This is a genomic window from Microcoleus sp. MON1_C1, from assembly GCF_036701945.1.
In the GTDB taxonomy this organism is placed as follows: Bacteria; Cyanobacteriota; Cyanobacteriia; order Cyanobacteriales; family Microcoleaceae; genus Microcoleus.
In genome coordinates this window covers 29,511-43,606 of the sequence record NZ_JAUBRO010000030.1, presented here as the reverse complement: position 1 = coordinate 43,606, position 14,096 = coordinate 29,511, and the positions used below count along the sequence as shown (strand labels likewise).

The window sequence follows — 14,096 nt, the reverse complement described above, 5'->3', positions numbered from 1 at the left end:
GGATACAGGGGGAAGCAACCTACTCGAACTAAATCCCTTCCCTCAAAACTTGCACCACAAATCCGCTCAACCAGGCATCTATTCGGTTAAGGTGCTTATGGTACGTCTAAAGTTAGATTTGTGACGCAACTCCCGCCAATAATTAAAAACTTATACTGGAAAAGGCATTAACCGCCCGTAGGCTGAATCTAGGGGCGATTTTGTCCTGGTTAGGGTCATTGTGTTTGATAAAATCAGAAGTTATCCTTGCTTTAGCTGAATAACTAAGTAGGTAGAGGGATATATAATGACAACCAACAACATTATTTTGAGTTACTTAGGCCCGCGAGAAATTGAGGCCAATAGAGCCACTGTCTTAGTTGGCAGTTTTGACAAAAATCTAGTGGCAGCAATTTCAGCAGCAGAAGGCTCAAATGCGCTGAATATGGGGATCAATCTCTCTAGAGGCTTTTGGCACATCAGTTTAGAAAAAGGATTCGATAGCGCAGGAACTCGCACACTGCAGGTGAGGGCAACTGATAAGACCGGCAAAGTTATCGGCCAACAAACAATTAATATCAAAGTTAATCCTGCTTCTCAGTCACCCGCTCAATTCTTCACGTTAATTACTCTCAGAGATACCGCATTCAAAGTCGGAACACTGCCCGCAAGCAATCTCAACAACCTGCAAAAAGCGGAAATACCAGCAGGTAAAACTTATCAAATTAGGGACTACGAGTTAGAAGACGGTCACCTGAATGTTCAACTAAATAATCCAATTCCTCCGGTGGGAACCTCTGGCTTTTTCTACGAAAAACACGTAGTTATAACCAAAGGCGCAAAAATTCTCATATTCGATCGCGCCGAGTTGCCGGCCCCGCCACCTGGAATGCAGTTACTGTGGGTGATCAAAAAGACCTGGTTAAAGCTCAACCCTACAGATTCTGCAACTTTAGGATCAACTCAGAAATTACAATTTAACCTGGGAGAAACTTTCAATATTCTCGGCTACGCTTGCGTGGAAAACCATTTCCGAGTCGCTTTTGCTCAGGCAGTTCCTAACTTAGGAACTTCGGGATTTCTGTACTGGCAGCACGTCCAAATTTTGCGAGACGGCAGGGGAATTGAGTATGATAGAAATGCAGTTACGATGACAATCATCAAAACAACTGTGTTTAAAAAGCGGCCGATAAATGCCGCTAGCCTGCCACCCCAAGAAAAGATTACCTTGCCGGCGGGAAGGATTTACGGAATTGCCGGATTCTCGATCGAACAAAGCCACATTAAAGTCTCGCTGACCGAGAATTTGCCACAATTTGGCAATACGGGTTTCATTTATCCCGATTTTGTGCAATTCAGCCGCGGTGGCAAATCTTTTAATCCCGCTGTGAATTTAACTTATCAAGGGCCGTCAGAAGTTTTAGTAAATCAGCCGATCGTCCTTCGGGGTACTTTTGACCGGCAACAAGCAGCAAAAATTGACGTGATAGCTGAGGATAAATTTCCCCTAACCGTCACTCTAAACCAAGAAGCCAGCACTTGGCAAGTTAATTTGTCTAAAGGATTTAGCGTAGCGGGAGCTCGGTGGCTCAGGTTGCGGGCAACTGACAGCAAAGGCAACGTTACTGGCAGCCAAATAATTTACATTACCGTAAGTTCCGATCCGCTAACTGTGGGACAAGGTTTGACCTTAAAGATAGTTTCTGACACTTTGTTTAAGGTAGCTCCGCTTGATTCTTCTCGACTCAACAATCAGCAAAAAGTTCTTGTCAAAGCAGGCCAGACTTTGACGGTTAGCAGATACGGATTTATTGACGGGCATCTCAAGGTGGTTGTGGATTCAGCAATTTCACCGATCGGCACTTTTGGCTATTTTTACGAACCCGACGTTCAGTTGGCCAAAGGTACTCAAATCCTAAAATTTGACCTGGCCGACGTACCGAATAGCAACGTCAGCGCTCAACTGTTGGTAATTCAAACAACTCAGATTAAAGGTCAACCAGAAGATTCATCGAAACTGCCTGCAAATCAAGTTGCTCAAATAACTTTAGGCAGCACCTATGCGATCACTGGTTATGCCTGCATTTTGGGGCATTTCCGAGTAACTCTCGCCCAACCAATTCCCGGTTTCGGCAATATCGGATTTATTTATTGGCAGGACGTTAAAATTAAAAAAGACGGCAAAGAAGTTGCCTTTGACCCCAGTGCTTTGACAATGACAATCCTGCAAGCAACTGTGTTTAAAAAACGGCCGGTAGATTCTGCTAGCCTGAGCAGTACCGAGAGAACTACGCTGCCTTTAGGTCGAGTTTACGGCGTGAACAGCTACGGGGCGGAAGCATCTCACCTGAAAGTTTCCCTGACTGAAGAACTGCCGAATTTTGGCAATACAGGTTATGTTTTTCCTAGTTTTGTTCAGTTCAAGCGGGGAGATAAAATTTTCGATCCGGTTCCGAACAATGTGGAATTGAACGTGCCGTATTTTTCGCAGCGGGACAATCCGCGTTTTGACTGGTCTACTTGCAACGTAACTGCGATCGCCATGGTGCTTTATTATTACGGCCTTCGTTCTGAGTGGGGCGGACAGTTGGAGGATGAGTTGTTGCAGTGGTGTTTCGATTATGCCGGCCAGGGTTCTCAAACGGATCACAGTGTGCTTTCGGCGCTGATTCAGGCTTACGGGTTTAAGACGAGTTTTAGTACGACTCGCACATGGGCCGAAGTGCGATCGGAATTGCTAAATCGGCGGCCAGTAGTTTTAGCCGGAGATTTTACTGCGGCCGGTCACATTCTTACTGTAATTGGCTACAATTCTCAGGGTTATATCGTGCAAGATCCTTGGGGAGATGCACTCACTGGTTACAGCGATACTGAGGGGAGAAAGTTGATGTATCCCTACAGTTACGTCAATCAAGTTGCTGGGCCAGATGGGAATGTTTGGGCCCATTTTATCTCTCCATAATCTACTCTACTGTTTGCAATTAGTGAGGCACTACGCCTATTCGTAAGGTGTGCATAACAGCTATTCGTAAGGTACTTAATGCACACCCTACCTAAATTAGGAAACCTTGCGCTTAATTTTGCGTTTTGCTGCGCCAATACCTAAAAAGCTCAATCCTAGTAAAGTACTAAACCAAGTAGAAGGTTCGGGTACAGCCTCAAACGATCCTTGAATAGCGATCGCATCGTTAGCGCACTCGGCCAAAAAGTTAGCAATATAGTTCCCCGAAGGCATGGAGGATTTATTAAAACTGAATCCAATTGTTTGAGAACCTACTGCATTAAACTGAGCGAAATTAAGACCGAGGACGCTCAAAGTTGCTGGCGTTAAAAAATTGATTTCTCCTACTTTTGTACCCGTAGCTATTGAGTTGAGAATAGTCGAGTTGCCTGTTTGTTGAAAATAGGGATCTGTGGCCGCTAAATCGCCCATTGATGGGGTTCCGCCTTGAGATGCCACTACCGTATTGAATTGATTTAAATTGCTAAAGCCAGAGTTAGTTTGGGTGACGTTTTTCGCTGTAACATTTCTGTAAACGCCTGTTGTCGCCACGCCGGAGTCATTTCCCGCAGCAAAGCGGATACCAAACAAGCTGCCGTTTGCGTTAGCTGTATTGAAGTTTTGACCGGAAAAATTGAAGAATAAATCGCCGTAGTTGATGTTGCCTCTTTGAGCTAGCGGGTCGGCATATCCTGCTAAACTTAGATTGGAGTTGATGGCGATGAAAGCTGTATCTGATGTTTCTTTGATGGCGATGCCGTAAAATTCAAATTCCCCGCCGCCGATTTGGGGCCCTGTCACGCCGTCGTTGAAAGAATCGATCGCATAATTCCAGCCGTTAGATAGCGTTGCTGCTGTAGCTTTTTGTTGCTGTATTGCGAAAAGGGCACAGAACATAGCCACTGAGTAAGTCCAGTGGATGCTGTTTTTAGCAATGGATTTCATAAAATGCTCCCGGGGAATCATTGTTAAATTGTCAAGTCTGCTTGCTCGACTGTTTTTAATTTTCAGTCAATCATATATTTCGCCTGAAAATATTAAAATATTGCTAAAAATTTGGTCGGGCGATCGCATTATATCAACTATATTGGTTAAAAAAACTAACCAAGGGCAGTAACTAAATACAGGATTTATGCAGGCACAGTATAAAGTAGGGCTGCATAAATCCTGTATAGGTGCAAATAAACCCACTACCGGGTTTAGACGGTTGAGTGCAGCAATAAACTGTCTGCGAGTCAATATCTAGGCTTGACTGGCCCCTACAAGATATTATTATTTTTTCCGACCGATCGACTTAATTGATTTTTTATCAATTACCAACGAATTTTGACAAAAGTGGGCGTGATGTTGTAGATGCCGATGCCCGATTCTATTAATAATTCGATTGTTTGATTAATAATTTTCCTAAATTGTCTTTCATTTCCAGCGCTGTGGAATAATCATAATTACGTCGGTTGGGATGACTTCATTCCTGAAACTCCTCAAATGCCGATGGCCCACAATTTTACTAATTTTACCATAAGCGTTCCACCCAACAGGCTCTCACTCGATCGTCAAAACTGTGAATCAGCACTTTTTCTGTAAGTGCCGCACAAAGCGAGAATTGGATAATCAAAAAAAATCATACCGCAAGAGCGATCGCAAGTTTTTAGAACACCCAAGAAACTTCCGGCGCTACATCCGCTGCAGGCATCGTGGGTTCCTTCTAAATGGGCCGGTGGTTTCTGCACTTGCAGCGGTGCATAAATCAATCAAATTTTTAAATGCTGTTAATATATCGCCGACAGTTCGTTGACTATCTTGACTCTTCCCTTAATCACAGAACGCAGCAGGCGGTTGATCGAATGTCTGTATTCCTCGTCGAGAGAGTCATCCAACACAGCGGCCATCAAGCCGTAGCGATCGGCTAAAGTCAAACAACCCGTCTCCGTAACAGAGGCAACCATTTCGGAAATAGCGCCGGGGATAAGTTGAACAAAAAACATGAGATGTTCCCTGAATTCGATGCTTATATCATCTCTGGTTCTCCGAAAATTAATAGTGACGCTGGCATAGCACACAAGGTGATGTTTTGAGGCAAACTGTGTGACAGCGACCGTTGTAATTGTGTGACGAGCTCGTTTTAAGTCTGCGATCGCAGTCACAAAATTAATTTTAGATATTCCAATTTCCCCCTCTCTCCTCCTAAATCTAAAGATTTAGAGAGATTTTCCGGTTTTGTGGGCGTCTTTACCCATTTCCCATGTATAAAACGCATGAGCTCTATGCGAAATATTCATAAAACTCAATATTTTGTAAAAATAGCTACGAATATTTACAATCGTGGGCTTTACATTAGCTCATAACAAAGGTGCATCGAAACGCAGCGATCGACCCAATCATCGGTAGCAACTATAACCATAAATAGTTTGGCGACGTTCGAGCCAGCGCCCAGTCAAACTCAAGTTTACAGAAGACCAACCATGCTTAAAAGAAATTCGATCTAGTAACTAAATATACAGTTTTAAATTCATACAGTCACTAAGGTTAGCAGGAAACACACACTTTATGCTCCAAGTCAATACCTCCCCACAAGCCAGCAGCGAGGGTAAACCGATGACCCAAACAATAGAACCCAAAGCCCAAGCGAGCCTGAACAAGTTTGAAAAACTCAAAGCCGAAAAAGATGGCTTAGCATTAAAAGGCGAACTCGACCACTTCGCCGCAATCGGCTGGGAAGCAATGGACGAAACAGATCGCGAGCACCGCCTCAAATGGCTCGGCATTTTCTTTCGGCCAGTAACTCCCGGCAAATTCATGATGCGGCTGCGCTTGCCCAACGGCATCATTACTAGCAATCAAACCAGAACGCTAGCAGAAATCGTACAGCGCTACGGCGACGACGGCAGCGCCGACATCACCACCAGACAAAACCTGCAATTGCGCGGAATTCGCATCGAAGACGTGCCGGACATCTTCCGCCGCCTCAAAGAAGCGGGCATGACCAGCATCCAGTCTGGCATGGACAATGTACGCAACATCACGGGTTCCCCAGTCGCGGGCCTAGACGCCGACGAACTGATAGATACGCGGGAACTGGCGAACGAAGTCCAAGACATGATTACGAACAGCGGCGAAGGCAACCCCGCGTTTTCAAATTTGCCGAGAAAGTTTAATATTGCGATCGCAGGCTGCCGCGACAACTCAGTCCACGCAGAAATCAACGACATCGCCTTCGTACCCGCTTACAAAGACGGCAACATCGGCTTTAACGTTTTAGTCGGCGGCTTCTTCTCAGCCAAACGCTGCGAAGCTGCAATTCCTCTCAACGCATGGGCAAGTCCCAGCGACGTTGTAGATTTGTGCAAAGCAATTTTAACTGTGTTTCGCGATCGAGGCCCGAGAGCAAACCGCCAAAAATCGCGACTGATGTGGCTGATTGACGAACTCGGAATCGAACAATTCCGAGCCGAAGTCGAACAAGAATTAGGTCGCACTTTGCCCGCCGCCGCGCCCAAAGATGAAATCACCTGGGACAAACGCGACCACATCGGCATCTACCCCCAAAAACAATCAGGGCTCAACTATGTAGGGCTGCACGTTCCAGTCGGACGGCTGCAGGCATCGGATTTGTTCGATTTGGCCAGAATCGCCGAGGTTTACGGCAGCGGCGAGCTCAGGCTCACTGTGGAAGAAAACGTGATTATTCCCAACGTTCCCGAGTCGCGGATTGAATCGTTGGTCAAAGAACCGCTGTTGCAGCGTTTTTCCATCGAGCCCGCACCGCTGATGCGAGCCTTGGTTTCCTGCACCGGTGCCAAGTTTTGCAACTTCGCCCTCATCGAAACCAAAAGCCGATCCGTGGCAATGATTGAGGAACTCGATGTCGAACTTTCACTTCCCAAACCTGTGAGAATTCACTGGACGGGTTGCCCCAATTCCTGCGGTCAACCCCAAGTAGCAGACATCGGTTTGATGGGAACAAAAGTTCGCAAGAACGGCAAAACCCTCGAAGGTGTAGACATTTACATGGGAGGCACAGTCGGAAAAGACGCTCATTTGGGTACTTGCGTCCAAAAAAGCATCCCTTGCGAAGACCTCAAACCAGTGCTGCATCAACTGTTAGTCGAGCAGTTTGGGGCAGTTCCCAAACAGATGACAGGGGATGTAGCTGTGCTGCAGCGGCAACTGCAATTGACGGTTGAGGAGGGCGAAAAGGCAGCCCAGGCACCGAAACCTCAGACATCTACTGTCATTTTCGCTCGATCGGGCAAAGAAGTTGCTTGCAGCGAAGATGAGTACATTCTCGATGTTGCCGAACGGGCCGGGGTCGAACTTGACAGCGATTGCCGAAAGGGAGTTTGTGGCACTTGTAAGCAGAAACTCCTAGAAGGTAATATTGCGGCCTACGACAGCCACCCCGAAGCGGCCGCCGGCTTAGAACCAGGGTTCATTTTAACTTGCAGCGCGCGGGCGATCGGCAGAGTGACGATCGACGCCTAATCTCACAATGTGAGATGCGATGCCAAGGTCGCGAATTAATCTCACATCTCACATTTCCACCATCTCAAAGTACAACAACAATTCAAGACAAATGAGCAACCTTTCGAGAAGAAAATTCATCATCACCGCCGGAGCAACAGCAGCCGGCACCCTCCTAGCCCACGGTTGCAGTTCCAGTTCCACCACATCTAACGGAAGTGCCACCCCCGCAGCCGGCGGCCCATCACCCAGCGCCGCCCCAGCAGTCAACATCAACCCTGCCGACGCCCCAGAAGTTACCGCAGCCAAACTCGGATTCATCGCCCTCACCGACTCAGCACCCTTAATCATTGCCCAAGAAAAAGGGTTATTTGCCAAGTACGGCATGAAAGACGTACAAGTTACTAAACAAGCATCTTGGCCAGTTACTCGCGACAACTTAGAACTCGGTTCCGACAAAGGCGGCATTGACGGAGCCCACATTTTATCCCCGATGCCTTACCACATGACATTAGGCACTATTACCAAAGGCAATCAGCCAGTGCCGATGAACATTGTGGCGCGGTTAAATACTAACGGTCAAGCAATTTCCCTCAGCAAAAAATACCTAGATTTAAAAGTAGGTACAGACAGCGCACCCCTGAAAGCAGCTTTTGGCAATCAAAACGTTCCTGTTGCTATAACTTTTCCCGGCGGTACCCACGACTTGTGGATGCGCTACTGGCTAGCAGCCGGCGGTATTAATCCAGATACAGATGTTTCCGTGATTCCCATACCGCCGCCCCAAATGGTAGCGAACATGAAATCTGGCAGCATGGAAGCCTTTTGCGTAGGCGAACCTTGGAATGCTCAGCTCGTTACTCAAAAGGTAGGATACACCGCCTTATTAACCGGAGAACTTTGGAAAGACCACCCAGAAAAAGCTTTAGCTTTAAGAGGAGATTGGGTTGAGAAAAACCCCAAAGCTGCTAAAGCAATTACAATGGCCGTACTGGAAGCCCAGCAGTGGTGCGACAAGGCAGAAAATCACGATGAGATGTGCCAAATCATCTCTCAAGATAAGTGGTTAAAAGTTCCAGTAGCAGATATTATCGGTCGCTCTAAAGGTCAAGTTGACTACGGTACCGGCCGCATTGAAGCTGCCAGCCCAGTAGCTATGAAATTCTGGGCTGATAATGCTTCTTATCCCTACAAGAGTCACGATGCTTGGTTCTTAACTGAAAATATTCGCTGGGGTTATATCCCGGCAACTACCGACATCAAAGCCACGGTTGATAAAGTTAACCGCGAAGATATTTGGAAAGCAGCAGCGACAGCACTTGGCGTTCCTGCAGCCCAAATTCCTGCTACCAGTTCTCGCGGTGTCGAAACCTTCTTTGACGGCGTGAAGTTTGACCCAGAAAAACCCGAAGAATATCTGAAGGGTCTGGCCATCAAAAAAGCATAATTAGTTTGTTGACTGTTGACTGTTGACTGTTAACTGTTAACAGTTGACAAATACCTAAAATTGACGGTGTTGGATCGAGTGAAACGCAGGGTTCGTTCCAGGGGCAAAACCAGTTGAACTCTGTTCCAAGTATCTACAAATAATCGATTATTCACAAAACTGCAAAAACAAAAATGGCAACAAATCTCGCTGTTACTAAAAGCAAAAATCCAGTAAATTTCGTTCTGGATCACGTTCAAAAAAACCGCCGAAAAATCATCCGCCCGCTGGTAGCAATTACAGTTCTGCTCATAATCTGGCAAATCCTCTGCCACAGTCCCGAGTCCAGCTTGCCGGGACCAATCAAAGCTGTCCAAGAAACCTGGGAGCTGATTATCAATCCTTTCTTCGACAACGGCGGTACAGACAAAGGCTTGTTCTGGCAAATTTTGGCTAGCTTGCAGCGGGTGGCGATCGGCTTTACTTTGGCCGCAGTTCTCGGCATCAGTTTGGGAATCCTCATCGGCACCAACTCCTTAATGTTCGATGCTTTAGACCCGCTGTTTCAAGTATTCAGAACTATCCCGCCCCTAGCTTGGCTGCCGATCGCCCTGGCTGTATTTCAACAGTTCAATCCCTTTGAAGGCATGGGGATGAAAGCTAACGAAGTTTCAGCTCTTTTCGTAATCTTAATTACAGCAATATGGCCGATTCTAATTAACACCACAGTAGGCGTTCAACAAATACCCCAAGACTACAGAAACGTCGCCCGCGTATTGCGCCTCCCCAACCAAAAATACTTCTGGAAAATCCTGCTCCCTTCTTCAGTTCCTTACATCTTCACTGGCTTGAGAATTGGCATCGGTTTGTCTTGGCTGGCGATCGTAGCTGCCGAAATGTTAGTCGGCGGCGTCGGCATCGGCTTCTTCATCTGGGACTCTTACAACAGTTCTCGACTCAGTGCAGTGATTCTAGCAGTGCTTTATGTAGGAATCGTCGGTTTGATTTTAGACAGAATGGTGGGTTTCATCGCTTCCAAAGTTGTTCCTGAAGAACAGAAATAGAATTTGGGCATAGGGCATAGGGCATAGGGCATAGGGCATAGGGCATAGGGCATCCGGCATGGGGAATGGGGAATGGGGAATGGTTGCCCACTACAAACTGCTAGAAATTAGTTATAAATTAATGGCCAATGCCCAATGGCCAATGCCCAATGCCCAATCCCCAATGCCCAATGGCCAATGCCCAATTAATAATCAGCATCATACAAATTACAAACTAACCTAAAATTGCCATGTCAGTATTTGTTGAAGTAGACCACGTTGACCGCGTATTTAACTTGCCCAATGGAGAGCAATACATCGCTCTTAAAAATATCGAACTGAAAATTAAAAAAGGAGAATTCATCACCTTAATTGGGCACTCGGGCTGTGGCAAATCTACACTGCTAAATATCATCGCCGGTCTCGACAAAGCAAGTCAGGGCGGGATTACTTTAGAAGGACGCGAAGTCCGCGATCCAGGCCCCGACAGAATGGTGGTGTTTCAAAATTACTCGCTGCTACCTTGGCTGACGGTGCGCGAAAATATTGCCCTAGCAGTAGAGGAAATTTACAGCGGTAACTCTAAAGAAGATCGCGAGTTGGTGATCGAACACCACATTAAATTGGTCGGACTCGGACACGCCGCGGACAAACGCCCGGGCGAAATTTCTGGCGGGATGAAACAAAGAGTTGCGATCGCCCGCGCCCTGGCGATTCGCCCAAAATTGCTGCTGCTAGACGAACCCTTCGGAGCCCTCGATGCCTTAACTCGCGGCGGTTTGCAAGACCAGTTGATGAAAATTTGCGAGGAAAGCAAAGTCACCAGCGTGATGGTAACTCACGACGTGGACGAAGCTTTATTGCTGAGCGATCGCATTGTGATGCTCACCAACGGCCCAGAAGCGCAAATCGGGCAAATCCTCGAAGTGAACATTCCCCGCCCCCGCAAGCGCATGGAAGTTGTCAACCATCCGAGTTACTACGCGCTGCGTAACGAAATGGTTTACTTCCTCAACCAGCAAAAGCGGGTCAAACAGCGCAGGGCAAAACAACAACCGCCTGTCATCGCCCGCAACGGTCTGGAAAAAATCAACCTCGACATCGGCTTTATTCCCCTCACCGACTGCGCCCCGTTAGTGGTAGCCAAAGAAAAAGGATTTTTTCAAGCCCACGGCTTGGAAGAAGTTACTCTCAGCCGCGAACCTAGCTGGAAAGCGATCGCCCAAGGAGTCGCCGAAGGACGGCTAGACGCGGCACAAATGGTCGCAGGAATGCCGATCGCCATGCTGTTGGGCATGGACGGTCAAGCCCCTGTACCCGTCTGTAGCGCCCTCACGCTGTCGCGCAACGGCAATTCAATTGTTTTCAGCAAAGACCTTTACAAACAAGGCATTCGGACATTAGAGGATTTCAAAGCTGCGATCGCCAAGAGTCCCGATAAAGTCCACACCTTGGGCATGGTACACTCCGCCTCCATGCACAATCTGCTGTTCCGCTACTGGCTGGCCGCCGGCGGCATCGACCCCGACCTCGACGTGGGCTTGACCGTAATTCCGCCCCCGCAGATGGTATCGAATTTAAAAGCAGGCAACATTGACGGCTACTGCTCAGGCGACCCCTGGAACTCCCACGCAGTCAACAGCGGTACGGGTTTTGTCATGGCCCGTTCCCTCGATATTTTGCCCGGACACATCGAAAAAGTTCTCGGTGTTACCGAAGATTGGGCTCAGAAATATCCTCAAACCCACCTCGCCCTCGTCAAAGCACTTTTGGAAGCCTGCGACTACTGCGACGACCGCCGCAACCGCGAAGAAGTCCTAGCATTGATTAGCCAAGAACAATACATCGGCGCCGATCCGAAAGACATCCGTCCGGGGTTCCTCGACCCGTACAACTCCGGTACGGAGGCAGAACCCGAGATGCTCTACAATTTCAACCAGTTCTACGTTGACAAAACCAATTTTCCAGACCGCCTAGAAATGGTGTGGGTGATGGCGCAGATGGCTCGCTGGGGGCTGATCCCGTTCCCGAAAAACTGGGTGGAAGTGGTCGATCGAGTTTTGCGGCCCGATGTTTTCGGTCAAGCAGTGCGCGAATTGGGCTTGCCGGATATCGCCAGAGATCGCCGGACGATCGAGCTATTTGACGGCACTGTGTTTAATCTAGACGACCCGATCCAATATCTTCAGAATGTCAAAATTAAGCGCGCCGTCCGCATTGAAGAAATCTTAATTGAACAAATAGGCAGTCAGTGTTCCATCAAACTGCCAGCATAACCAGCAAATAGGAAGAGGGAATGAAGAGCAAGAAATCAGGAAACAAGACTCCACATTTTCCCCTTCCTCAATCCCTAATTTCAAATTCTCAATCGAAAGCTGTCATGTCTAATTCCCCGACCCAAAATCCAAATCCTGAAAAAATGCAAACTCTAAACACCCCCCAAACAACCACCACAATTCAAACGCCCAAGCAAGACTTTCTTACTATTAAAGACGTATCGAAAGTCTACGAAACTCCTAAAGGCCCTTACGTCGTTCTCGACGGTGTAAACCTGACTATTAATGAAGGCGAATTTATTTGTTTGATCGGTCACTCGGGCTGCGGCAAATCCACTTTGCTGAATATGATTGCGGGATTCAACGGGCCGACAAACGGAGAAGTAGCCCTGGAAGGTTCGCAGATTACTGAACCAGGCCCCGATCGCATGGTGGTGTTTCAAAACTACTCGCTGCTACCGTGGCTGACTGCTACTGAAAACATTCACCTCGGCGTTGAAAATGTTTACCCGGAAAAGTCCGCAGACGAACACAATACGATCGTCAAGGAACACTTGGAATTAGTGGGGCTGACCGAAGCTTGTAACAAAAGACCGGGCCAATTGTCCGGGGGGATGAAACAGCGGGTGGCGATCGCCCGAGCTCTGGCAACTCGCCCCAAACTGTTGATTTTGGACGAACCTTTCGGAGCTCTAGACCCGATTACCCGGGAAGAGTTGCAGGAAGAATTGCTTAAAATTTGGCGGAAGGAAAAAATTACCGTCATTATGATTACTCACGATATTGATGAAGCTTTGTTTTTGGCCGATCGCATCGTGATGATGACCAACGGGCCAGCAGCTTCCATCGGCGAAGATATGCACGTTCCGTTCAGCCGTCCCCGCAACCGGGCGCGGATTATGGAAGACCCGAAATACTACGAACTTCGCAACTTTGCTTTGGAGTTCTTGTTTTCTCGCTACGCGCACCACGAAGAAGGTGAAGCAACGGACTCCGAGACAGAAGCCGTCGCGCTACCGATGCCATTACCTGCTAGCAAAAAGCCTGCGGTTGCTAACACGCCGATCGCACCTGCACCTTTTGTGTCTCACGCTGCCGAACCCCTAGAAGCTTCGCCGATCAAACGCGGCATCCTGGCAGCCTCGTGGTTCGTAGCAATGGTTACTTTAGCTGCCGTCAATATGTCTGTTGTTTCCAGCCAGCTAAAGCAAGCGAAACTAGAAGAAACTGCACCGCAGGCGCCGCCTGCGGCGGCGGTTGTTAGTTCTCCCCCCAGCCCGCAAATCGCAGCAAGTTCGATCATCGCCACACCGAATGCTAGCCCTGCACCCATCGCTGCTGCAAGCCCTGCAGCCATCGCTGCTGCTGCAAGTCCTGCGCCCATCGCTGCTGCAAGTCCTGCACCGGATGCCAGCTCTGCAGCCATCGCTGCTGCAAGTCCTGCGCCGAATGCCAGCCCTGCAGCCATCGCTGCTGCAAGTCCTGCGCCGAATGCCAGCCCTGCAGCCATCGCTGCTGCTAACAGCGCCGTCGCGCCCAATGCAGCAACCAGTGCCACATCAGAGATTTCTGACCAAGCCGAACTCGATGCGATCGGACAGAAGTTGTATGCACAAATCGACCAAAAATGGAGAACAACTCCGACATTTACCGAAAGCTTGACTTATCGGGTCAAAGTAAAACAAAACGGCGATATCCTACAGTTCGATCCCACAAATAAAGCAGCTAAAGATTTCCTCAAAGAAACTCCTCTGCCTGTTTTGCAAACTCCTGCCGGTGCCACTGCAGGCGCTGAAAAAACTGCTGACTTCCAAGTAACTTTTAGCCCCACCAACGGTGGCGTATTTGAAGTAAAATCAGGGAAGTAGGCGGCATAAAACTCCCGCACTAAATCTCACATTGCTATCAAC

The 14,096-nt window shown here is 48.0% G+C and carries 8 protein-coding genes and 1 pseudogene; 7 read left to right on the top strand and 2 right to left on the bottom strand.

Going from position 1 to position 14,096, the window contains the following annotated elements:
- The first annotated feature begins 286 nt into the window (after positions 1-286).
- Positions 287-2,941, top strand: a complete 2,655-nt coding sequence (locus QUA62_RS17985; RefSeq protein WP_333405736.1) for a C39 family peptidase — start codon at positions 287-289, stop codon at positions 2,939-2,941.
- A 96-nt stretch (positions 2,942-3,037) separates the two neighbouring features.
- On the opposite strand, the gene QUA62_RS17980 is transcribed toward QUA62_RS17985, so the two are convergent.
- Positions 3,038-3,925, bottom strand: coding sequence for a PEP-CTERM sorting domain-containing protein (locus tag QUA62_RS17980; protein WP_333405735.1), 888 nt, complete (start codon positions 3,923-3,925; stop codon positions 3,038-3,040).
- An 824-nt stretch (positions 3,926-4,749) separates the two neighbouring features.
- Positions 4,750-4,965 (bottom strand): hypothetical protein, encoded by a 216-nt coding sequence (locus tag QUA62_RS17975; RefSeq protein ID WP_333405734.1) that lies wholly within the window; start codon positions 4,963-4,965, stop codon positions 4,750-4,752.
- Between the two features lie 610 nt (positions 4,966-5,575).
- Here QUA62_RS17975 and QUA62_RS17970 point away from each other — a divergent pair.
- From QUA62_RS17970 to QUA62_RS17945, 6 genes and pseudogenes are all read left to right on the top strand, one after another.
- Positions 5,576-7,111 (top strand): annotated as a pseudogene (locus QUA62_RS17970) (ferredoxin--nitrite reductase); the annotation flags it as partial.
- 3 nt (positions 7,112-7,114) lie between these two features.
- Entirely contained in the window at positions 7,115-7,462 is a 348-nt protein-coding gene (locus QUA62_RS17965; protein ID WP_333405760.1) for a 2Fe-2S iron-sulfur cluster binding domain-containing protein, read from the top strand.
- Between the two features lie 91 nt (positions 7,463-7,553).
- Positions 7,554-8,888, top strand: coding sequence for a CmpA/NrtA family ABC transporter substrate-binding protein (locus QUA62_RS17960; protein ID WP_333286415.1), 1,335 nt, complete (start codon positions 7,554-7,556; stop codon positions 8,886-8,888).
- A 173-nt stretch (positions 8,889-9,061) separates the two neighbouring features.
- Complete coding sequence (gene ntrB / locus QUA62_RS17955; RefSeq protein ID WP_333214635.1) at positions 9,062-9,931, top strand: nitrate ABC transporter permease; 870 nt, start codon at positions 9,062-9,064, stop codon at positions 9,929-9,931.
- Positions 9,932-10,161: 230 nt separating this feature from the next.
- Complete coding sequence (locus QUA62_RS17950; RefSeq protein ID WP_333405733.1) at positions 10,162-12,186, top strand: nitrate ABC transporter ATP-binding protein; 2,025 nt, start codon at positions 10,162-10,164, stop codon at positions 12,184-12,186.
- Positions 12,187-12,290: 104 nt separating this feature from the next.
- Positions 12,291-14,054, top strand: coding sequence for a nitrate ABC transporter ATP-binding protein (locus QUA62_RS17945; protein WP_333405732.1), 1,764 nt, complete (start codon positions 12,291-12,293; stop codon positions 14,052-14,054).
- Positions 14,055-14,096: the final 42 nt, after the last annotated feature.